General features: G+C 69.8%; 19 protein-coding genes and 2 tRNA genes. 10 read left to right on the top strand and 11 right to left on the bottom strand.

The annotated features are described in order from the left end of the window. Nucleotides 1–75: 75 nt before the first annotated feature. Nucleotides 76–159: transfer RNA gene (locus AB0A61_RS00815), tRNA-Leu, on the bottom strand. Between the two features lie 579 nt (nt 160–738). On the opposite strand from AB0A61_RS00815, the gene AB0A61_RS00810 reads away from it, so the two are divergent. The 6 genes from AB0A61_RS00810 to pknB all read left to right on the top strand — a co-directional run bounded on the left by AB0A61_RS00810 (nt 739) and on the right by pknB (nt 8,924). After that, on the top strand, nt 739–1,593 hold the full coding sequence (locus AB0A61_RS00810; RefSeq protein WP_361283938.1) for a DUF3662 and FHA domain-containing protein: 855 nt from the start codon (nt 739–741) through the stop codon (nt 1,591–1,593). Between the two features lie 10 nt (nt 1,594–1,603). Continuing rightward, nucleotides 1,604–2,119, top strand: coding sequence for an FHA domain-containing protein (locus AB0A61_RS00805; RefSeq protein WP_361283935.1), 516 nt, complete (start codon nt 1,604–1,606; stop codon nt 2,117–2,119). A gap of 90 nt (nt 2,120–2,209) precedes the next feature. Further along, a complete protein-coding gene (locus AB0A61_RS00800) occupies nt 2,210–3,802 on the top strand; it encodes a Stp1/IreP family PP2C-type Ser/Thr phosphatase (RefSeq protein ID WP_361284961.1) in 1,593 nt (530 codons plus the stop codon). A gap of 27 nt (nt 3,803–3,829) precedes the next feature. Next, entirely contained in the window at nt 3,830–5,266 is a 1,437-nt protein-coding gene (locus AB0A61_RS00795) for an FtsW/RodA/SpoVE family cell cycle protein (protein ID WP_361283932.1), read from the top strand. Then, complete coding sequence (locus AB0A61_RS00790) at nt 5,263–6,747, top strand: penicillin-binding transpeptidase domain-containing protein (protein ID WP_361283930.1); 1,485 nt, start codon at nt 5,263–5,265, stop codon at nt 6,745–6,747. The genes AB0A61_RS00795 and AB0A61_RS00790 overlap by 4 nt, the downstream gene beginning before the upstream one ends. 170 nt (nt 6,748–6,917) lie before the next feature. After that, nucleotides 6,918–8,924, top strand: coding sequence for a Stk1 family PASTA domain-containing Ser/Thr kinase (pknB, locus tag AB0A61_RS00785; protein ID WP_361283927.1), 2,007 nt, complete (start codon nt 6,918–6,920; stop codon nt 8,922–8,924). A 68-nt stretch (nt 8,925–8,992) separates the two neighbouring features. On the opposite strand, the gene AB0A61_RS00780 is transcribed toward pknB, so the two are convergent. The 6 genes from AB0A61_RS00780 to AB0A61_RS00755 form a co-directional block, all read right to left on the bottom strand. Then, nucleotides 8,993–9,655 carry a class E sortase gene (locus tag AB0A61_RS00780; protein ID WP_361284958.1) on the bottom strand — a complete coding sequence of 221 codons (663 nt, stop codon included), beginning with the start codon at nt 9,653–9,655 and terminating at the stop codon, nt 8,993–8,995. Between the two features lie 125 nt (nt 9,656–9,780). Beyond that, nucleotides 9,781–10,920 carry a class E sortase gene (locus AB0A61_RS00775; protein WP_361283924.1) on the bottom strand — a complete coding sequence of 380 codons (1,140 nt, stop codon included), beginning with the start codon at nt 10,918–10,920 and terminating at the stop codon, nt 9,781–9,783. After that, entirely contained in the window at nt 10,917–11,555 is a 639-nt protein-coding gene (locus AB0A61_RS00770) for an aminodeoxychorismate/anthranilate synthase component II (RefSeq protein WP_361283921.1), read from the bottom strand. Before AB0A61_RS00770 ends, AB0A61_RS00775 begins: the two co-directional genes overlap by 4 nt. Beyond that, the gene (locus tag AB0A61_RS00765) at nt 11,552–11,713 is read right to left on the bottom strand and encodes a hypothetical protein (protein ID WP_361283918.1); all 162 of its coding nucleotides are present in this window, start codon (nt 11,711–11,713) and stop codon (nt 11,552–11,554) included. The genes AB0A61_RS00770 and AB0A61_RS00765 overlap by 4 nt, the downstream gene beginning before the upstream one ends. A gap of 53 nt (nt 11,714–11,766) precedes the next feature. Next, nucleotides 11,767–12,462 (bottom strand): class E sortase, encoded by a 696-nt coding sequence (locus AB0A61_RS00760; protein WP_361283915.1) that lies wholly within the window; start codon nt 12,460–12,462, stop codon nt 11,767–11,769. 21 nt (nt 12,463–12,483) lie between these two features. Further along, nucleotides 12,484–13,263, bottom strand: a complete 780-nt coding sequence (locus AB0A61_RS00755) for a DUF881 domain-containing protein (RefSeq protein ID WP_361283912.1) — start codon at nt 13,261–13,263, stop codon at nt 12,484–12,486. Between the two features lie 138 nt (nt 13,264–13,401). Here AB0A61_RS00755 and crgA point away from each other — a divergent pair, with 138 nt between their 5' ends. Continuing rightward, complete coding sequence (gene crgA / locus AB0A61_RS00750; RefSeq protein WP_361283909.1) at nt 13,402–13,656, top strand: cell division protein CrgA; 255 nt, start codon at nt 13,402–13,404, stop codon at nt 13,654–13,656. A gap of 268 nt (nt 13,657–13,924) precedes the next feature. On the opposite strand, the gene AB0A61_RS00745 is transcribed toward crgA, so the two are convergent. Both AB0A61_RS00745 and AB0A61_RS00740 read right to left on the bottom strand, forming a co-directional pair. After that, nucleotides 13,925–14,833, bottom strand: a complete 909-nt coding sequence (locus tag AB0A61_RS00745; protein ID WP_361283907.1) for a rhomboid family intramembrane serine protease — start codon at nt 14,831–14,833, stop codon at nt 13,925–13,927. 115 nt (nt 14,834–14,948) lie between these two features. Next, nucleotides 14,949–15,482, bottom strand: coding sequence for a peptidylprolyl isomerase (locus AB0A61_RS00740; RefSeq protein WP_361283904.1), 534 nt, complete (start codon nt 15,480–15,482; stop codon nt 14,949–14,951). 430 nt (nt 15,483–15,912) lie between these two features. Between AB0A61_RS00740 and AB0A61_RS00735 the strand changes: the two genes are divergently transcribed. Then, nucleotides 15,913–16,626, top strand: a complete 714-nt coding sequence (locus tag AB0A61_RS00735) for a DUF5324 family protein (protein WP_361283901.1) — start codon at nt 15,913–15,915, stop codon at nt 16,624–16,626. A gap of 76 nt (nt 16,627–16,702) precedes the next feature. Here AB0A61_RS00735 and AB0A61_RS00730 read toward each other — a convergent pair. After that, a tRNA-Ala gene (locus tag AB0A61_RS00730) sits at nt 16,703–16,775 on the bottom strand. Nucleotides 16,776–16,958: 183 nt separating this feature from the next. Between AB0A61_RS00730 and AB0A61_RS00725 the strand changes: the two genes are divergently transcribed. Further along, nucleotides 16,959–17,507, top strand: coding sequence for a DNA-binding protein (locus AB0A61_RS00725; protein WP_361283898.1), 549 nt, complete (start codon nt 16,959–16,961; stop codon nt 17,505–17,507). A gap of 164 nt (nt 17,508–17,671) precedes the next feature. After that, nucleotides 17,672–19,426, top strand: a complete 1,755-nt coding sequence (locus AB0A61_RS00720) for a protein kinase (RefSeq protein WP_361283895.1) — start codon at nt 17,672–17,674, stop codon at nt 19,424–19,426. Nucleotides 19,427–19,433: 7 nt separating this feature from the next. Here the strand turns inward: AB0A61_RS00720 and AB0A61_RS00715 are convergent, their stop codons facing one another. Beyond that, nucleotides 19,434–20,675, bottom strand: a complete 1,242-nt coding sequence (locus AB0A61_RS00715; protein ID WP_361283892.1) for a hypothetical protein — start codon at nt 20,673–20,675, stop codon at nt 19,434–19,436. Nucleotides 20,676–21,125: the final 450 nt, after the last annotated feature.

Here is a 21,125-nt window from a genome sequence, read left to right as displayed (position 1 = left end):
TCACAACCGCCGGGCAACACAAGAAACGGGCCCCTGCTGTGACTTCCGTCACCTGCAGAGACCCGTTCTTCGCTGTGCGCGAGGGGGGAGTTGAACCCCCACGCCCTTGCGGGCACTGGAACCTGAATCCAGCGCGTCTGCCTATTCCGCCACCCGCGCATTGGGTGTGTCCTCCGGCTCCTGCCCCTTGGGGCCGGCGCCTTCCGACATCCAGAACATTAGCACGCCGGAAGGGGTGGGTTCACATCCCTTTCCCCGGGGCCGGGCACGGCCCACCCCTGCGACCTGCACCGGAGGCCCTCGTTCCGTATCGGTGTGTGTGCCTGTTCACGTATCGGCGTGTGTGCCTCTTCACGTCTCGACGTGTGCCTGTTCACGTATCAACCTCGTACCGGTCCCGCCCGTCTCCCCAGGAGCCGGGCGAGCTCCACAGTCAGGTGCGGGACACTGGTCTGCGGCCGCCTCTACGATCCTGGGCAGAAGTACGCGTGGGAGTACTTCCCGAACGAGTTCGAAGAGGAGCTCCGCAGGGAACCTCGGAGGCAGCCTTCGCAGGTGACCGGAGGAGGCGTCGACACCGGTCGACGGGGCCGACAGGGGGAACCAGCCGATTTACCGGCGCGTGGATACGATCAGTAAGCAGTACCAGGTAAACAGCACACAGCAGCACGACGTAAACGGCACACAGCAGCACGACGGCAAGACCCGCAGGGACGGCAACGACGGAGGAGGTGCCCCATGGGAGTCCTGAAGAAGTTCGAGCAGCGCCTCGAAGGTCTGGTCAACGGCACCTTCGCCAAGGTCTTCAAGTCAGAGGTCCAGCCCGTGGAGATCGCGGGTGCGCTGCAGCGCGAGTGCGACAACAACGCGACGATCTGGAACCGCGACCGGACCGTCGTCCCCAACGACTTCATCGTGGAGCTCAGCGCGCCCGACCACGAGCGCCTGAGCCCCTACTCCGGCCAGCTCGGCGACGAGCTCGCCGGCATGGTGCGCGACTACGCCAAGCAGCAGCGCTACACCTTCATGGGACCGATCAAGGTCCATCTGGAGAAGGCGGACGACCTCGACACCGGCCTGTACCGGGTCCGCAGCCGTACGCTCGCCTCCTCCAGCAGCCAGCAGGCTCCCTCGTCCCCGTCGGCCGGCCGGTCCGGCCCCGGCGCTCCCGGCGCCCCGGGCGGATACGGCTACCCGCCCGCGGCGGGGGCCTCGGGGGCCCCTCCGATGCCGTCCGCGCCGCCGCCCGGCGGCTACGGCTACCCGCAGCCCGCCGCCCAGCGGCCCGCGGCCGCTCCGTCGAGCGGCGGGCGCACCCGCTACTGGATCGAGATCAACGGCAACCGCCATCAGATCTCCCGCGCGACGCTGGTGCTGGGCCGCAGCACCGACGCCGACGTGCGGATCGACGACCCCGGCGTCTCCCGCCGGCACTGTGAGATCCGGACCGGAACGCCCTCGACGATCCAGGATCTCGGGTCCACCAACGGCATCGTGGTGGACGGGCAGCACACCACCCGCGCTACGCTCCGCGACGGCTCGCGGATCGTCGTGGGCAGCACCACCGTTATCTATAGGCAAGCCGAAGGGTGAAGCGGGGGCAATGTCAGAGCTGACCCTCACGGTCATGCGGCTGGGTTTCCTGGCCGTACTGTGGCTGTTCGTGATCGTGGCCGTGCAGGTCATCCGCAGCGACCTGTTCGGTACGCGTGTCACCCAGCGGGCAGCCCGCCGGGACGCCGCGCGGCCGCAGCAGCCCGCACGCCAGCAGTCCGCGCCCCCGCAGCCGCGCGGACAGCAGAGCGGCGGCCGCCAGCGCCGCAACGCCCCGACGAAGCTCGTGGTGACCGAGGGCACCCTCACCGGCACCACGGTGGCGCTGCAGGGCCAGACGATCACACTCGGCCGCGCGCACGACTCCACGATCGTGCTGGACGACGACTACGCCTCCAGCCGCCATGCCAGGATCTACCCGGACCGCGACGGCCAGTGGATCGTCGAGGACCTCGGATCCACCAACGGCACGTACCTGGACCGGTCCCGGCTGACGACCCCCACACCGATTCCGCTGGGCGCGCCGATCCGCATCGGCAAGACAGTCATCGAGCTGCGGAAGTAGTACGACAATGAGCGAGCGGAGCGAGCACGCAGTGGCGGCCGGCACCCCGGACCGCGGCGCGCTCCCGACCGGAGGGTGGGCACCGTGCGGATGTACCCGGAGCCGACGGGCGAGGTGCGCATGAGTCTGTCACTGCGCTTCGCCGCCGGATCGCACAAAGGCATGATCCGCGAGGGCAACGAGGACTCCGGTTACGCCGGTCCGCGCCTGCTCGCGATCGCCGACGGCATGGGCGGCCAGGCCGCCGGCGAGGTCGCCTCCTCCGAGGTGATCTCCACCATCGTCGCGCTCGACGACGACATCCCGGGCTCCGACATCCTCACCTCGCTCGGCGCGGCGGTGCAGCGCGCCAACGACCAGCTGCGCGCGATGGTCGAGGAGGACCCCCAGCTGGAGGGCATGGGCACCACGCTCACCGCCCTGCTGTGGACCGGGCAGCGGCTCGGCCTCGTCCACGTCGGTGACTCGCGCGCCTATCTGCTGCGCGACGGCGTCCTGACGCAGATCACACAGGACCACACCTGGGTGCAGCGCCTCGTCGACGAGGGCCGCATCACCGAGGAGGAGGCCACCACCCACCCGCAGCGCGCCCTCCTGATGCGCGCCCTCGGCAGTGGCGAGCACGTCGAGCCCGACCTGTCCATCCGCGAGGTCCGGGCCGGCGACCGCTACCTGATCTGCTCCGACGGCCTCAGTGGCGTCGTCTCCCACCAGACGATGGAGGAGACCCTCGCCAGCTACCAGGGCCCCCAGGAGACCGTGCAGGAGCTGATCCAGCTCGCGCTGCGCGGCGGCGGCCCCGACAACATCACCGTCATCATCGCCGACGTCCTCGACCTGGACACCGGCGACACCCTCGCCGGGCAGCTGTCGGACACCCCGGTCGTGGTCGGCGCGGTCGCCGAGAACCAGCACCACCTGCACGACAACGGCATCATGCAGACCCCGGCCGGCCGCGCCTCCGGCCTGGGCCGCCAGGTTCCGGGACAGGGAGGCGGAGGCGGCGAGTTCGGCCCGCCCGGCTCCGGCGACACCACCGGCTACGTCCCGGCGGACGGGTTCGGCTACAGCGACGAGGACTTCGTCAAGCCGCGCAAGGGCCGCAGGTGGCTGAAGAGATCCCTGTACTCCGCGCTGGCGCTCGCCGTCATCGGCGGCGGCCTGTACGGCGGCTACCGCTGGACGCAGACCCAGTACTACGTCGGCGCCAACGACGAGCACGTCGCGCTGTACCAGGGCATCAGCCAGGACCTGGCCTGGGTGAAGCTGTCGAAGGTGCAGAAGGACCACCCCGAGATCGAACTCAAGTACCTGCCGCCGTACCAGCAGAACCAGGTCAAGTCGACCATCGCCGCGGGCGGTCTCGACTCCGCGCAGAAGAAGATCGACGAGCTGTCGGTGCAGGCCTCCGCGTGCCGGAAGGAGGCCGAGCGCCGTACCGCGGAGAGCCAGAACAACGCCACGACGGGCCAGGGCCAGGCCGGCGGCACCACGGGAACCACCCGCACCTCCTTTACGTCCAAGGCGACACCGACGCCGAATCCGTCGACGTCGAAGTCCCCGTCGTCCCCGTCGTCCCCGTCCACGTCTCCTTCCAAGTCCGCGACCGCGCCCACTCCCAGCCCCGGCCCCACTCTCTCGGAGGAAGAGCAGAAGGTCGTCTCGCTGTGCGGTAAGCAGTAGGCAAGCCGTGAGAGGCCCTGTCACACGATGAGCAGTACTACCAACACGTCGACGCACCACACGTCCACGATCGGCGCGATCGGCGCACCGAGCAGACGCAACACCGAGCTCGCGCTCCTGGTGTTCGCCGTCGCCATCCCGGTGTTCGCCTACGCCAACGTGGGCCTGGCCATCAACAACGAGGTGCCGGCCGGCCTGCTGAGCTACGGTCTGGGCCTCGGCCTGCTGGCCGGCGTCGCCCATCTCGCCGTACGGAAGTTCGCCCCCTACGCGGACCCGCTGCTGCTGCCGCTGGCCACGCTGCTGAACGGGCTGGGCCTGGTCGTCATCTGGCGCCTCGACCAGTCCAAACTGCTGCAGCACATCAAGCAGGCGGGCGGCAAGGCGCCCACCCAGCTGATGTACACGGCCATGGGCATCGCGCTGCTCGTCGTGGTGCTGATCTTCCTCAAGGACCACCGCGTCCTGCAGCGCTACACCTACATCTCCATGGTGGGCGCGCTGGTCCTCCTGCTGCTGCCGCTCATCCCCGGCCTCGGGGCCAACATCTACGGCGCCAAGATCTGGATCTCGGTCGCCGGATTCAGCATCCAGCCCGGTGAGTTCGCCAAGATCGTGCTCGCCATCTTCTTCGCCGGCTACCTGATGGTGAAGCGGGACGCGCTGGCCCTGGCCAGCCGCCGCTTCATGGGCCTGTACCTGCCGCGTGGCCGCGACCTCGGTCCGATCCTGGTCGTCTGGGTGATCTCGATCCTCATCCTGGTCTTCGAGACCGACCTCGGCACGTCACTGCTGTTCTTCGGCATGTTCGTGGTCATGCTGTACGTCGCCACCGAGCGGACCAGCTGGATCGTCTTCGGTCTGCTGATGTCCGCCGTCGGCGCCGTCGGCGTGGCGAGCTTCGAGCCGCACGTGAAGATGCGTGTCCAGGCCTGGCTCGACCCGATGAAGGAGTACACCCTCAGCCAGCAGGGCGTGGCGGGCCACTCCGAGCAGTCCATGCAGGCGCTGTGGGCCTTCGGCTCCGGCGGCACCCTGGGCTCCGGCCTCGGCCAGGGCCACTCGGACCTCATCCGGTTCGCCGCCAACTCCGACTTCATCCTCGCCACCTTCGGCGAGGAGCTCGGCCTGGCCGGCATCATGGCGATCCTGCTGATCTACGGCCTCATCGTGGAACGCGGCGTGCGCACCGCCCTCGCCGCCCGCGACCCGTTCGGCAAGCTGCTCGCCATCGGCCTGTCCGGCGCCTTCGCGCTGCAGGTCTTCGTGGTGGCCGGCGGTGTGATGGGCCTCATCCCGCTGACCGGTATGACGATGCCGTTCCTGGCGTACGGCGGTTCCTCCGTCATCGCCAACTGGGCCCTGATCGGCATCCTGATCCGGATCAGCGACACCGCACGCCGCCCGGCGCCCGCCCCCGCCTCGAACCCCGACGCCGAGATGACCCAGGTGGTCCGCCCGTGAACAAGCCCCTGCGCCGGATCGCGCTCTTCTGCGGCCTTCTCGTCCTCGCGCTGCTCATCCGCGACAACTGGCTCCAGTACGTCAAGGCCGACAGCCTCAAGAACGACGACAAGAACCGCCGCGTGACCATCGCGCGCTACTCCACCCCGCGCGGCGACATCATCGTCGGCGGCAGCCCGATCACCGGATCCGCCGACACCAAGCGCAACGGGCTCAACGACCTGAAGTTCAAGCGCACGTACAAGGACGGCCCGATGTGGGCGCCGGTCACCGGGTACGCCTCGCAGGCCTTCGGCACCAACCAGCTCGAGTCGATCGAGGACGGCATCCTCACCGGCAACGACGACCGGCTCTTCTTCCGCAACACCCTCGACATGCTCACGGGCAAGCCCAAGCAGGGCGGCAACGTGGTCACCACGCTGAACCCGGCGGCGCAGAAGGCGGCCTTCGACGGCCTCAAGGGTCACGGCAAGGGCGCCGTCGTCGCCCTCGAACCGTCCACTGGCAAGATCCTGGCGCTTGCCTCGTACCCGTCGTACGACCCCTCGTCGTTCGCCGGTACGTCCGGCACGGACGCCGACGCCTGGAAGAAGCTGCAGAAGGACGCCGACCCCTCCGACCCGATGCTGAACCGGGCGCTGCGCGAGACCTACCCGCCGGGCTCCACCTTCAAGGTGGTCACCGCGGCGGCCGCGCTGCAGAACGGCCTGTACAAGTCGGCCGACGAGGCGACCAACTCGCCGCTGCCGTGGACCATGCCGGGCACCGTCACCGAGCTGAAGAACGAGGGCAACCTGCCCTGCAAGAACGCCACCATGCGCGTCGCCCTGCAGGTCTCCTGCAACACGGTCTTCGGCAAGATCGGCTCCGACCTCGGCAAGGACAAGATGCGCGCCGAGGCGGAGAAGTTCGGCTTCAACGCCCAGCAGTTCACCCCTGTGCGCTCCAGCGCCTCGGTGTACCCCAGCAAGATGAACGCGTCGGAGACCGAGCTGTCCTCGATCGGCCAGTTCGACACCGCCGCCACCCCGCTGCAGATGGCCATGGTGGCCTCGGCCGTCGCCAACGACGGCAAGCTGATGAAGCCGTACATGGTCGACAAGCTCCAGTCGCCCAACCTGGACACCCTCGAGCAGACCCAGCCCGAGCAGCTGAGCCAGCCGCTGACGTCGAACAACGCCCAGGTGCTGCAGTCGATGATGGAGGAGGTCGTCAAGTCCGGAACGGGTACGAGCGCGCAGATCGGCGGTGGCATCACCGTGGGCGGCAAGACCGGTACCGCCCAGCACGGCGTCGCCAACAGCGGAAAGCCGTACGCGTGGTTCATCTCCTACGCCAAGCTCCCCGACGGCAGCTCGCCGGTCGCGGTCGCCGTGGTGGTCGAGGACGAACAGGCCAACCGTCAGGACATCTCCGGCGGCGGCCTCGCGGCGCCGATCGCGAAGAGCGTGATGGAGGCGGTCATCAACTCCAGGAAGTGAGCCCTGTCACGCCCCCTTCACATCGGTGCACGTTGTGATACCGGTCCTGTATCGGGTGACGGGCTTGGCCAGGTCACACAAAGAGAGCCGGGTACGGTAGGCCCGGACAGCAGCCTCCGGCGGCACACGTCGTGCCGGTCGGGACCGATGGAGAGGGCTGGTAGGTAGCTATGGAAGAGCCGCGTCGCCTCGGCGGCCGGTACGAGCTGGGCCAGGTGCTCGGCCGTGGTGGCATGGCGGAGGTGTACCTCGCGCATGACACCCGTCTGGGACGCACCGTGGCAGTGAAGACGCTGCGCGCCGACCTGGCGCGCGACCCTTCCTTCCAGGCCCGGTTCCGCCGGGAGGCCCAGTCGGCCGCCTCGCTCAACCATCCCGCGATCGTCGCGGTCTACGACACGGGCGAGGACTACATCGACGGGGTCTCGATCCCGTACATCGTGATGGAGTACGTCGACGGCTCCACGCTCCGTGAGCTGCTTCACAGTGGCCGAAAGCTGCTGCCCGAGCGGGCCATGGAGATGACCATCGGCATCCTCCAGGGCCTGGAGTACGCCCACCGCAACGGAATCGTCCACCGCGACATCAAGCCGGCGAACGTCATGCTGACGCGCAACGGCCAGGTCAAGGTGATGGACTTCGGCATCGCCCGCGCCATGGGCGACTCCGGGATGACGATGACGCAGACCGCGGCGGTGATCGGCACCGCGCAGTACCTGTCACCGGAGCAGGCCAAGGGCGAGCAGGTCGACGCGCGCTCGGACCTGTACTCGACGGGTTGCCTGCTGTACGAGCTGCTGACGGTCCGCCCGCCCTTCGTGGGTGACTCCCCGGTCGCGGTGGCCTACCAGCACGTCCGCGAGGAGCCGCAGCCGCCGAGCGTCTTCGACCCCGAGATCACGCCCGAGATGGACGCGATCGTGCTGCGGGCGCTGGTCAAGGACCCCGACTACCGCTACCAGTCCGCGGACGAGATGCGGGCCGACATCGAGGCCTGCCTCGACGGCCAGCCGGTCGCGGCCACGGCCGCGATGGGCGCGGTGGGTTACGGCGGCTACCACGGCGACGACCAGGCGACGACCGCTCTGCGCTCGGACGGCGGGGCCGGCGCGACTACGATGCTGCCGCCCATGAACCCGGACGACGGCGGCTTCGGCTACGACGACCGCCCCGACCGGCGCCGTCAGAAGAAGTCCAGCACCTCGACGATCCTCCTGGTCGTCGCGGGCATCCTGGTCCTCGTCGGCGCGATCCTGATCGGTAAGTGGATCTTCAGCGGGAACGGAGTCGGCAACGACAAGGTGGCCGTGCCGAACTTCGTCGGGCAGACCCGGGCCGAGGCCAGAAGCACGGCGGACAACGTCAGCCTGAAGCTGACCTTCACCCCGAAGACCTGCGACGACCAGCCCAAGGGCAAGGTCTGCTCGCAGAGCCCGCAGAGCGGCGAGGTCAAGAAGGGCTCCACCGTCGACCTGGTCCTCTCGACCGGGGCACCGAAGGTGCAGGTGCCCAGTGTCGTCGGTCTCAGCCTCGCCGACGCCAAGGCGAAGCTGGAGGGCGACGCCTACCAGTTCAAGGTCACCACGAAGGCCAGGGAGTCCACGGAGGCCCCGGACACGGTTCTGGAGCAGAACCCCGTGAACGGCACGGAGCTGCAGAAGGGCTCGCCGGTCACCCTCGTCATCGCCAAGGCCGCCGAGAAGGCCACCGTCCCCGACGTCACCGGCCAGGCCTGCGACGCCGCCAAGCAGCAGATGCAGGCCAACAACCTCGTCGGCAACTGCACCGAGGTGGACACGAGCGACCCCAACCAGGTCGGCAAGGTCATCCAGACCAGCCCCCAGGCCGGATCCCAGGTCGACAAGGGCTCGGCGGTGAACATCCAGATCGGTAAGCAGGCGCAGCAGAAGACGCAGGTGCCGCCCGTCGTCGGTCAGACCGTCGCGCAGGCCAGGCAGACCCTGCAGGCGGCCGGCTTCACCAACATCCAGTTCACTCCTGGCAGCAACCAGAGCGACAACGCGCTCGTGATCAGGCAGGACCCGAGGGGCAACCAGCAGGTCGACAACCCCGGCGGGACGACGATCACCCTGACGACCCTCGGCGGCGCCAACAACGGCGGCAACGGCAACGGCGGGAACGGCAACGGAGGCATCATCGGCGGCAACTTCGGCTGACGCCCCCGCCCCGGCGAACCGAGCCCCGGCCCCTCTTCAGGGCGCCGGGGCTCCGTCGTGCTGCGGGATCAGCGCAGTTCCTCGGGCGGGGTCCGCCTGTTGTCCACCTTCTGTACGCGGACCAACTCGCCCCACACCACGTAGCGGTAGCGGCTCGTGTACACCGGCGTACAGGTGGTGAGCGTGATGTAGTGACCCGGCTTGGTCACGCCCGAGTCCTTCGGGACCGGCGAGAGGACCTTGACGTTGTACTTCGAGGTCTCGTCGAGGATGTCGTAGACCTTGTAGACGTACCACTTGTCCTTGGTCTCGAAGACGATCGCATCGCCCACGCGCACCTTGTCGATGTTGTGGAACTTCGCGCCGTGCCCGTCCCGGTGGGCGGCGAGGGTGAAGTTCCCGGTCCGTCCGGTCGTCGGCAGGGTCGCCTTGACGGGGTCCGTGTAGTAGCCGGCCACGCCGTCGTTCAGGACGTCCGTCGACGTGCCCTTCTTGACCAGGACCTCGCCGTTCTTCATCGCGGGCACGTGCAGGAAGCCGATGCCGTCCCTGGTGTCCAGGGCACCGGGGCCGCTGGGTGCGGAGTGGGCCCATTCGTCGCGGACCTTGTCGGCCTGCCGGTCGGCCTTGCGGTCCGCTATCACGTTCGTCCACCACAGGGAGTACACGACGAACAGGCCCAGGATCAGACCTGCTGTGATGAGGAGTTCCCCGAAGACACTGACCGCCAGGGCCGGTCGGCCCCTGCCGCGGCCGCGCGGTGCGGTGCCCGCGGCGTACGCGTCACCGTGCCCTTCGGTGCCCTCGGTGTGTTCTTCGGTGTCGCCCGTGGTCGCTGCCACTGTTCATCTGCCCTTTAACTGACGAGCGCATCCGGCTTGCCCTTGCTGCGCGGACGTTCCTCGACCATCCTGCCCCAGACGATCAACCGGTAGGTGCTGGTGAACTCCGGCGTGCAGGTGGTCAGCGTGATGTAGCGGCCGGGTTGGGTGAAACCCGACCCCTTGGGTATCGGGTCCAGCACGCCGGTGTTCGCCGGCGATGTGACCGGCAGCATCGACGTCATCTTGTAGACGAAGTAGGTGTCCTGTGTCTCCACCACGATCGCGTCGCCCGGCTTGAGCCGGTTGATGTACCGGAACGGCTCACCGTGCGTGTTGCGGTGGCCCGCCAGTCCGAAGTTGCCCGTCTTCGCGTCGGGCATCGCCGTGTTGAGGTCGCCGCGGCCGTAGTGCCCGACCATGCCCTTGTCGAGGACCTTCGTCTTGCTGGTGCCCTCGGCGATCGGAACGACCACGTCCAGCTTGGGGATGTCCAGGATGGCGAAGCCCTGGCCCGGTTCGAAGGTCCCCGGATTCCGCTTGCCGCTCGCCCAGTCGTTCTGCAGCTGGTGCGCCTCGCTGCCCGCCTGTGCGTGTGCCCGTACGTTGGTCCACCACAGCTGGTAGGTGACGAACAGCAGCATTACCACGCCGGTGGTGATGAACACCTCGCCGATGATCCGGCTGGCGAGCACCCCGGGGCTCGGTTTGCGCGCCCGCGCCTGCCGCCGGGCCTCCACGCGGGACAGCGGCGCTCGGGGCGCGGAGGAGCCCGGGGCGCCTTCCCGTGACGTCGTGGGCGGCGTGCCGCCGTGCCGCCCGTGACGGCCCCTGGCGGCCTTTCTGCGGGCCGCACGGCCGCCGGGCGTGGTTGGTGTGGCCGAGGGGGTCGACGGGGCTGTGGAGGCCCATGAGGCGTTTCCGGCGGACGACTGACCGGGGAGCCGCAGGGCCACCGTCTCGTCGTCGACGGGCGCTACCGGAGCGGCTGGAGGGGCCGGAGTGGCAGCAGAGACAGGAGGTACGTACGCCGCTTCGGAGGCGTACGTGTCGTACGGCGTCCCGGAGACGCGCGTGTCGTACGGCACCGCGGCATACGGCTGCGGAGAGGCGTCGTACCCCTCCGAGCCGTACCAGTCGGCGCCGGACTCGCGCTCGGGGCGCAGCGCGGTCACGCCGTGGCCCTGCCCACCACCGGGGCGAGCCCCGCCGACCTCGCCACGGCACCGTGGTCGCCGCACTCCACCAGCCAGTTGGCCAGCATCCGGTGCCCGTGCTCGGTCAGTACCGACTCGGGATGGAACTGCACGCCCTCCACGGGAAGTTCACGGTGCCGCAGTCCCATGATGATGCCGTCGTGCGTGCGGGCCGTGACCTCCAGCTCGGCCGGCACCGTGGCCGGCTCGGCGGCCAGGGAGTGGTAGCGGGTCGCGGTGAAGGGCGACGGCAGACCGGCGAAGACGCCCCTGCCCTCGTGCTCGACCGGCGAGGTCTTGCCGTGCAGCAGCTCCGGCGCGCGGTCCACGACCCCGCCGTACGCCACCTGCATCGACTGCATGCCGAGGCAGACACCGAAGACGGGAACCCCGGTCGCCGCGCAGTGCCGCACCATGTCGACGCAGACGCCGGCCTCCTCCGGGGTGCCCGGGCCGGGCGAGAGCAGCACGCCGTCGAAGCCGTCCTGGGCGTGCGCGGTCGACACCTCGTCGTTGCGCAGCACTTCGCACTCGGCACCGAGCTGGTACAGGTACTGCACGAGGTTGAAGACGAAGCTGTCGTAGTTGTCGACGACGAGAATCCGCGCACTCACTGGTTGTTCACCGTCACATCGTTGAAGGGAAGCAGCGGTTCGGCCCACGGGAACACGTACTGGAAGAGGACGTAGACCACGGCCAGCGCCAGCATCAGTGAGATCAGCGCTTTCACCCACGCGTTGCCCGGCAGATGCCGCCAGATCCAGCCGTACATGCCGTCCCTTCCGTTTCGCCACGGCACCGGACTCACGCCGTACCGTCACCAGACTAACGGCGCAGCGCCTCAGGTTTCCCGGCCTCCACGGGCTGCGTGGCGTCCAGGTGCGCCCAGACGATCAGACGGTGACTGTGCCCCCATTCCGGATCGCACGTGGTCAGCGTCAGATAGCGGCCGGGCCGCGTGTACCCGGACATACGTGGCACAGGGTCGATCACCTCAATGTCCGTCGGCACGGTTTTGTAGGGCCCTTTGTCGATCCGATACGTGAACCAGGTGGTGCCGTCGGTAAGTACGACCGGGTCTTCGGGGCGCAGTTCGGGGAAGTCCTTGAAGGGGTCGCCGTAGGTGCGGCGGTGGCCGGCGACCGCGAAGTTGCCCGTCTGCCCGAGCCGGGCGGTGCCCGCGTAGTGGGCGAGGCCCTTCTTCAGCGTGTCGGTGGCCGTGCCCTCGAGCACGGGTTTGTTCCACGTGAAACCCAGCCGCGGAATGTACATGATCGCGAAGGGCCGGCCGCCGCGGTAGGGCACGGGCCTCGCGGGGCCCGCGGAGACGGCACCGGAACCGCCGCCCGCCGGCTGCTGCACCGCCCCCTTCGACCACTGCCGCTGCAGCTGGTCGATCTGGTCCTGCATGACGCTGTCGGCCTTCACCCCGGTCCAGAACAGCACGTAGACGACGAACAGCACGATCACGGCGCCGACGGTGATGCAGAGCTCGCTGACGGTCCTGACGATCACGCGCACCGGCGGCTCCTGTAACGGCACCTACTGCACGGGCTTCGCGTAGTGCAGGTCCACTGTGCCCGAGTAGCCGGGAAGAGTCACCGTTCCGTCCTCGGTGACTTTCCAGCCGAGGCCGTAGACGTTGACGTAGACCATGTAGTTCTGGATGGCCGGGGAGTCGGCGAGCGCCTTCTGGAGCCGGTCCGGATCGCCGACCGCCGTGATCCTGTACGGCGGTGAGTAGACCCGGCCCTGCAGGATCAGGGTGTTGCCCACGCAGCGCACCGCGCTGGTGGAGATCAGCCGCTGGTCCATGACCCTGATGCCCTTCGCGCCACCGTTCCACAGCGCGTTGACCACGGCCTGCAGGTCCTGCTGGTGGATGACGAGATAGTCGGGCTGCGGCTCGGGGTAGCCGGGGAGCTTGGCGGTGGCGTTCGGCGGGGCGTCGTTGAGCGTGACGGTGACGGCCCTGCCCCTGAGCGGCTGTGTGCCGGTGTTCTGCTCCAGCTGCGTGAGCTTCTCGTCCTGGGCCTTGGTGCTGCCGTCGTCCCGCTCGGCGAGCGACTCGACGTCGTCACGCAGGGTGGCGTTGGACTCGTCCAGCTCCTTGTTCTTGCGGCTGCGCTCCTGGATGAGGTCGGACAGCTTGAGCAAGGACGTGTCCGTGCGGATGTTGGTGCCCTTGGCCGTGTCGAAACTGGTGAAGAAGATGAGGCCGGCCAGGGCGAAGACGGCCGCCGTGAGGACCCGGACCGGCCGGAGACGGCGGGGGCCGGCGGGACTGGAACCCGTCCCCGGGGAGTCGGCAGAATTGCTCAACGTACCCTTATCTCCTTCGGCGCCGCGGAAGCACTACGCTAACTGACGCCCGGGGGAGCGCTCAGTGTCCCCTTGTACGCTGCCCCGAGCCACCCGTTCCCTGCGCGGCCACGCAGCGCATCGACAGGAGAGACCCTCGTGCCGAAGTCACGTATCCGCAAGAAGGCCGACTTCACGCCGCCGCCGGCGAAGCAGGCCACGAGCATCAAGCTGGAAAGCCGCGGCTGGGTGGCGCCCGTGATGCTGGCCATGTTCGTCATCGGCCTGGCCTGGATCGTCGTCTTCTACGTGACCGACGGCTCACTGCCCATCGACGCCCTCGACAACTGGAACATCGTGGTGGGCTTCGGCTTCATCGCGGCCGGATTCGGCGTCTCCACTCAGTGGAAGTGACGTCTGCTTCCCGGTGAACGCAGCTCTGCCCAGGGCTATCCGCTGAGTTATCCACAGCTTGGTGCAATTTCCACAACTGACCTGGGGAAAAGAACGACGATCTGTGGATAACCAGTCGGCCGTTGACGCCGGTATGACTGTCAGACCACTCGCCGGAAGTATGTTCGCCCCCTGCCTGACCTGCACAAACGCGGGTCGACGGCAGGGGGCACAGCTGTTCCCACACCGTATGCACAAGATCCGCCACGCGCTGTGGACAAACAGCACGTCAGGTGAGCTGCGCGGTCCTCAGGAGAGTCATGACCACGACGACGGCGAGGACGAGCGCACAGGTCCCGTACTGCACCAGGGCCCGCCGCTCACGCGGGGCGTGCACCATGGCATAACCGACGACGACACCGGCGACCAGGCCGCCGATGTGGGCCTGCCAGGCGATGTTGCCCCAGCCGAAGGTGAAGATCAGGTTGATCACCAGCAGGGCGATGATCGGCCGCATGTCGTAGCGGAGCCGGCGCATCAGGACGGCGGTCGCGCCGAAGAGGCCGAAGATGGCGCCGGAGGCCCCCAGCGAGGCCTGGCTCGGCGAGGCCAGCAGATAGGTCAGCGCGCCGCCCGCCAGCCCCGAGACGAAGTAGAGCGTGACGTAGCGCACACGGCCGAGGGCTGCTTCGAGGGGGCCGCCGAGCCACCACAGGCTGAGCATGTTGAAGGCGATGTGCCACACCGCCTGGTGCGCGAACATCGAGCTCACCAGGCGGTACCACTCGCCGTCGGCGACGCCCGAGGTGGTGGTGAAGGGCTTGGGGGGCCACGCGCCGATGAGGACCAGGCGCTCCAGGAGCGAGGAGTCGGCGTGGATCGCGATGAACACCGCGATGTTGATCCCGATGAGGATCTTGGTGATGAGCCGGGGATCGGAGGCCATCGTGCCGCCCGCGAGGGTGCGGGGCCGGCTCGCGGCGGGCGCCGGGCCGTGGCCGGAACCGCCGCGGACGCACTCCGGGCACTGGAAGCCCACGGACGCGCTGACCATGCACTCGGGGCAGATCGGCCGCTCGCAGCGGGTGCAGCGGATGCCGGTCTCGCGGTCCGGGTGGCGATAGCAGGTGGGCAGGCGCTGGGCGTCCTGCCGGCTCTGGTCCGTCGGACCCTGCGGGCTGCCTGGTGCCTGTTCCATGGGGTCCTCTCACTTCGTCGTGGGCCGTGCACCGCAGTGTGCCGTGCGCAATGCACCGCCCCGCTCATCCTTACGGACGAGCGGGGCGTTTGGTTCCCTCGGGGAGCCTTCGGGCTCAGCCCTCGCGGGTCTCCACGACGACCGACTCGATGACGACGTCATTGAGGGGGCGGTCGGTACGCGGGTTGGTCTGCGTGGTCGCGATGGAGTCGACGACCTTCTGACTGGCCGCGTCGGTGACCTCGCCGAAGATGGTGTGCTTGCGGTTCAGCCAGGCCGTCGGGGAGACCGTGATGAAGAACTGCGAGCCGTTGGTGCCGGGGCCGGCGTTGGCCATCGCCAGCAGGTAGGGCTTGTCGAAGGAGAGGTCCGGGTGGAACTCGTCCTTGAACTGGTAACCGGGACCGCCGGTGCCGTTGCCCAGCGGGTCGCCGCCCTGGATCATGAAACCGCTGATCACCCGGTGGAAGACCGTGCCGTCGTAGAGCTTCGCCGTGGACTTCTGCCCGGTGGCGGGGTTGGTCCACTCACGCTCGCCCGTGGCGAGCTCGACGAAGTTCCGGACCGTCTCGGGGGCATGGTTCGGCAGGAGCCGGACGTCGATGTCGCCGTGGTTGGTCTTCAGGGTGGCGTGGAGCTGCTCAGCCACGATCTGCCTTCCGTTGTCTTCCTGTGACTCCCCGATCCTCGCACGGCCCGCGCCGTGCGTCGCCCGACGACTGCTTCTGGGCGGAGATCCGCCGGATTCGTTGCGGAAATCCGGGCCTGTCGTTCCGGGTCGGGAGCGCGGAGCAGCGATCCGTGGCATTGTCGACGACAAGCTCCTGTTGCCCCGTATTCATCCGCTATTTCACTTGATCGTCTTTCGGCGGGGCTCTTGACCGGAAGGGTCTCGGCGCCGCTCCCCAGGAGGGCGTCCGTCCACCGGACCGGAAAGAGCCGCTCGGAGACCGGAGAGACCCGAGTCACCGCCCGTGACCCGGATGCCCGTCGGCGCATGCCCCCGGGCGCGTTGGCAGGCATGATCCGTAAAAGGGTGGAAAGTCGAATTACCGTACGCCACCGAGGAGGAGGAACCCGTGACCCGCATCGACAGCGTGCGCGCCGCGACCGGCTCGGCGAAGGACAGCGTGCTGCACGCCGCGGAAGTGGTGGCGCCCTACGCCGACACGGCCAAGGAAAGGGCCGCGTACTACGCACATGAGGCACGCGTACGGCTCGCGCCCAAGGTGTCGCTGGCCGCCGACCAGGCCCGCGTCCAGTACGACGCCTACGTCGCCCCCCGGCTCGAGCAGGCGCGGGCGCAGGCCATGGCCCACGTGCCGCCGAAGGTCGACCATGCCGCGCAGGAAGCCGCCGACCGTGCGCGCAAGGCCGCTCGCCAGGCCGCCGAGTACTCCCGGCCGAAGATCGAGCAGGCCGTGGCCGCCGCCACCCCCGTCGCCGACGAGGCTGCCGCGCGCGGTGCCGCCGCGCTGGTCGCACTGCGCGGCCAGGTCCCGGCGGAGAAGATCCAGAAGCTCGCCCGCAAGCACCGGCGGCGGGGCCGGACCGGCCGTGTCGTGAAGGCGCTGGCAGTGGTGGGCGCGGTCGCCGCCGGTGCCTTCGCCGCCTGGAAGTGGTGGGACAAGCAGGCCAACCCCGACTGGCTGGTGGAGCCGCCCGCGGCGACCGAGGTCCCCGAGTCGGGCCGGCTGACGTCCGTCGACGGCAGCGGCCAGTCCGTGCTGGATCCCGAGGTCCAGGCCAAGGAGGCCGAGGAGGAAGCGGCGGACCGCGACGACCAGGGCTGACCACCGCAGGCCGGCATGACAGAAGCTCCCCCGCGATCCGTGTTCTCGTGGATCGTGGGGGAGCTTCTCGCGTCCGTGGAGCCTAGGGGAGTCGAACCCCTGACATCTGCCATGCAAAGACAGCGCTCTACCAACTGAGCTAAGGCCCCGAAAGGGGAGCATCCGGCCGGAGGAACCACTCACCGGTCGGGTGTCGCAGACCAGAGTACCGGGTCACCCCCGGGATATCGCAAAAAGATTGGGGGTCCCCGTGGCCGACCACTCTCCGTAAGATGCTCCGCGTGGTTCGCTACAGCGAACCGCGGTTCTCGGGGAAGCGATGGGGAGACGCAATGGACGCCGCACAGCAGGAAGCCACCGCAAGAGCGCGGGAACTGCAGCGGAACTGGTACGGGGAGCCGTTGGGGGCGCTCTTCCGTAAGCTCATAGACGACCTCGGGCTCAACCAGGCTCGTCTTGCGGGGGTGCTGGGACTGTCCGCGCCGATGCTGTCGCAGCTGATGAGCGGCCAGCGCGCGAAGATCGGCAATCCGGCGGTGGTCCAGCGGGTGCAGCTGCTGCAGGAGCTCGCGGCCCAGGTGGCGGACGGCAGTGTGAGCGCGGCCGAAGCGACCGAGCGCATGGAGGAGATCAAGAGGTCGCAGGGGGGCTCTGTGCTCAGCAACACCACGCAGACGACGAGCAGTTCGGGGGCGCCGACGGTCAAGCGGGTGGTCCGCGAGATCCAGTCGCTGCTGCGCTCCGTCGCCGCCGCCGGGGACATCATCGAGGCGGCGGACACCCTCGCCCCGACCCACCCCGAACTGGCCGAATTCCTCCGGGTCTACGGTGCCGGCCGCACCTCCGACGCCGTCGCGCACTACCAGTCCCACCAGAGCTGAAGCCCACGGTCCGGTCACCGCGAGGGGGTTCGTGAACCGGGCCGGGCGGCCGAGGGGGACATCCGCGCGGCGAGTGGCGCACCACTTGCCCGGGCCGGGAGTCGTATCGCTCGCCGCGGGGGAGGCAAGGGGGGTAACCGCAGGGGGAGGAGCGACGCACAGCCATGGGTGAGGTCTTCGCCGGCCGGTACGAGCTGGCCGACCCGATCGGGCGTGGCGGGGTCGGCGCGGTCTGGCGCGCCTGGGACCACCGGCGCCGGCGTTATGTGGCCGCAAAGGTCCTGCAGCAGCGCGACGCGCACTCCCTGCTGCGGTTCGTCCGGGAACAGGCGTTACGGATCGACCATCCCCATGTGCTGGCACCGGCCAGCTGGGCCGCCGACGACGACAAGGTCCTGTTCACCATGGACCTCGTGGCCGGCGGCTCGCTGGTCCACCTCGTGGGGGACTACGGTCCGCTCCCGCCGGCCTACGTCTGCACCCTGCTCGACCAGCTGCTGTCGGGGCTCGCCGCGGTGCACGCGGAGGGCGTCGTGCACCGCGACATCAAGCCCGCCAACCTCCTGCTGGAGGCCACCGGCACGGGCCGGCCCAAGCTGCGCCTGTCCGACTTCGGCATCGCGATGCGGCTCGGCGAGCCGCGGCTGACCGAGACCAACCTCGTGGTGGGGACGCCGGGTTACCTCGCCCCGGAGCAAATGCTCGGCGCGGAACCGGACTTCCCGGCCGACCTGTTCGCCGTCGGCGTGGTGGCCCTGTATCTGCTGGAAGGCGCCAAGCCGGACGCCAAGGCGCTCGTGGAGTACTTCGCGGAGCACGGGACACCGGGTGCGCCCAAGGGCATCCCCGAACCGCTGTGGCAGGTGGTGGCCACGCTGCTGCAGCCGGACCCCGACTGCCGGTTCCGCACGGCCACCGGTGCGCGCAAGGCCCTCGCCGCGGCTGCCGAACTCCTCCCGGAACCCGGCCCCGACGACGAACTCATCGAGATCTTCGACCAACTCGGCCCGCTGCCCCCGGGTTTCGGCACCGACGGCCCCCTCAGGCGGAGCCCCGGCGTGGCGGTCGTGACCAGGCCGGGAACAGGCGATGCATCCCGAACGGACAGCACCGCGACGCCTGGCGACGGGGTGGACGGGAGCGAGGGGGGCGAGGGGCACGAAGAGCTGGAGGGGCCTGAGGGGCGCAAGGGACTGGAGGGGCTTGAGGGGCGCGCGGGCAAGGACGCGAGCGACGGCGACGGTACGGGCGAGCGTCACGGCAACGGCCCGGGCGAGCGTCACGGCAACGGCACCAGCGGGCGTGCCGGCAATGGCCCGAGCGGGCGCGAGGGCCACGGCGCGAACGAGCGTCACGGGGACGGCAAGAGCGAAGGGGCCGGCGGTGTGGTGCCCTCCGTCGCCGTCCCGCCGGTCAACCGGTCGTCCGCCGACCCGGCCCGGCCGGCCATGATGTCGGACACCGGGAGCTTCCACCTGCCGCCGCCACAGGCCGCGTCGACACCCACCCCGGCGCGTCCCAGCGCCACCCCGCACCCCCCGGCGCACCAGCCCGCGCCGACCGGTCATGTCTCCCCCCACGACGTGACCCATGCGCTGCCCTCCGCCCAGCCGCACCAGCCGCGTCAGCACCCACCGCGTCCGCACCAGCCGCGCTCGCAGCAGCCGCGCTCGCAGCAGGTCGCCGGGGCACCGGCCCCGGCCGTGTGGCAGCGCGCCGACGCCTCCACCGCCTCGTACACCGCTCAGGTCCCGCAGGTCCCACAGGTCCCACAGGTTCCGCGTCCGGGGGAGGGGACGGCGCGTCATCGCGCGGAGCGGCCCCGGCGCCCCGGTCCGCCCGCGAAAGTGGTGGTCCCGCTCCTGCTGCTGGCGCTGGCCTGCTACGCCGTCGGATTCTGGGCGCTGACCCGCATCTGAGGCCTCCCTACCAGGCGCCCGCCCGCCGCCGGGCCGCCACCGTCCACACCCCGAGGGCGACCAGCAGTACGGTCCCGGTGCCGATGCCGCCCACAGCGAGGGCCCGCAGTGCGGTGTCGCCGCTGCCCGGCAGCCCGGCCGGTGTCGCCGCCGCCCGGTCCCCCGCCGTCATCTCGAAGAGATCCCGCGGCCGCGACTGCCCCGCGTACCCCGGCCCGGACCGCGCCGCGTCACCCACCCTGACCCGCAGGGTCAGGCCGAGGAGGCCGTCGCCGAACGTTCCGGCCGTCTGCGCGGCCAGGTGCACGACCAGGTAGTACGAGCCGGCGAACCGCGTCGCCTTCACGTGGTCGGCGAAGCCGTAGCGGTTGGCGTAGTCGACGGGCGGCAGGGGCGCCGGCGCGGCGGAGGTCCGCCTGCCGTCGTAGCCGGCGCTGGTCTCCTCGACGAACCCGCGGACCGGGTTGTAGAGGGACACGGTCAGCGCGCCGCTCGCATAACCACTGCCACCGTGCGAACCCGCCAGCTCGGCAACGGCGTTCAACTGCTGTCCCCAGTCGACGGGCACCCGGTAGAAGAGGGTCTGTCCGGGGCGTACCCGGTCCTGCCACACCCCTGGTCCGATCGGGCTCGCCGCCGCGAACCCCGTGCCGCCGGTCCGCTCCACCGCCGTGCCGGTGGCGGGTTCCGGGGAGGCCGAGTCCCACGTCTCGGGCGCTCTCGTCGCGCCGGTGTGCTTCAGCGGCGGCTCCGAGACGGCGGCCAGTTCCAGGGGCCAGGTGTCCGGCGAGGAGCCGGTGGCGTCGGCCCGCTCGATCACGACGTAATACCTTCCGGCCTTCTGGCACAGCACCCTGCCGGGAGAGGCCTCGCGCGCTCCCCATGCGGCGATCGGGTGGGGGCTGCGGCTCGCCCCGAAACGGGTGGCCTGGAAGGAGCAGGAGGTGCCACCGGCGTCCTGCACCGAGACCTTCAGCCCGTCGGTGGCGGCGACCGTGGTGCCGGCTTCGGGGACGGCCGTGGCGGAGACGTAGGCGGTCGACGTGGCGTCGAGGTCCAGGCGGTAGTAGAGCTTGCCGTTGTGCGGCAGCGCGCTCCGGTACGTACGGCCGGGCTCCAGGGGTGCGGCGTCCGCGGGGCTCGTCGCTCCGGCGACGGACCGTGCGCCCGGCGAGAAGGCGTAGGGACTCGGCGCGTCGGCCGCCACCGCGGTCTGTCCCGGCCCGGCGGCCGTCAGACACAGGGCCACGACGGGAATCGCGGCACGTAGGACACGTAGGACTCGCGGGACACATGGGACACATGGGACACGTAAGCCGCGGGTGGCACGTACGGCGGCACCGGTCGGACGTGGACCGACAGCCGCCATGCGCACACCGGCGCCCACGGCGCGCACACCGGCGTAAGACGGACCAAGCCCTTGCCGCGCATGCTCCCGGTCGCGTGCGCCGTACCCTGCCGCGCCCGCCGCTCCCGCCGGCCGTTCCGCCGTGCGCCGCGCCATCCGCGCCCCCACGCCGCCCCCTCGTCGTTGTTCCGGACGTCGCCCATCCTGCCCCGTGCGCCCCTGGGCCATCCGCGTAATCCGGACGAGCGTCCGAAACGCCCGGCTCGCGAGCCGGCGCGCTACCCCACCCCGCCCGGCCGCGCAACACAAGCCCACGGCCACCGCCGCGGCAACCCCCGGAAGCCCCGGAAG

This window comes from Streptomyces sp. NPDC046197 (assembly GCF_040646295.1).
Classification (GTDB): domain Bacteria; phylum Actinomycetota; class Actinomycetes; order Streptomycetales; family Streptomycetaceae; genus Streptomyces.
The sequence above is the reverse complement of the archived record's forward strand: the minus strand, read 5'-3'. Positions and strand labels throughout refer to the sequence as shown.

Bases quoted from the DNA above. Each gene is read 5' to 3' on its own strand.
- AB0A61_RS00795 (WP_361283932.1), top strand. From the start codon at position 3,830: ATGAGCAGTACTACCAACACGTCGACGCACCACACGTCCACGATCGGC.
- AB0A61_RS00805 (WP_361283935.1), top strand. From the start codon at position 1,604: ATGTCAGAGCTGACCCTCACGGTCATGCGGCTGGGTTTCCTGGCCGTA.
- AB0A61_RS00725 (WP_361283898.1), top strand. From the start codon at position 16,959: ATGGACGCCGCACAGCAGGAAGCCACCGCAAGAGCGCGGGAACTGCAG.
- AB0A61_RS00745 (WP_361283907.1), bottom strand. From the start codon at position 14,833: ATGGAACAGGCACCAGGCAGCCCGCAGGGTCCGACGGACCAGAGCCGG.
- AB0A61_RS00765 (WP_361283918.1), bottom strand. From the start codon at position 11,713: ATGTACGGCTGGATCTGGCGGCATCTGCCGGGCAACGCGTGGGTGAAA.
- AB0A61_RS00800 (WP_361284961.1), top strand. From the start codon at position 2,210: ATGTACCCGGAGCCGACGGGCGAGGTGCGCATGAGTCTGTCACTGCGC.
- AB0A61_RS00720 (WP_361283895.1), top strand. From the start codon at position 17,672: ATGGGTGAGGTCTTCGCCGGCCGGTACGAGCTGGCCGACCCGATCGGG.
- pknB (WP_361283927.1), top strand. From the start codon at position 6,918: ATGGAAGAGCCGCGTCGCCTCGGCGGCCGGTACGAGCTGGGCCAGGTG.
- AB0A61_RS00810 (WP_361283938.1), top strand. From the start codon at position 739: ATGGGAGTCCTGAAGAAGTTCGAGCAGCGCCTCGAAGGTCTGGTCAAC.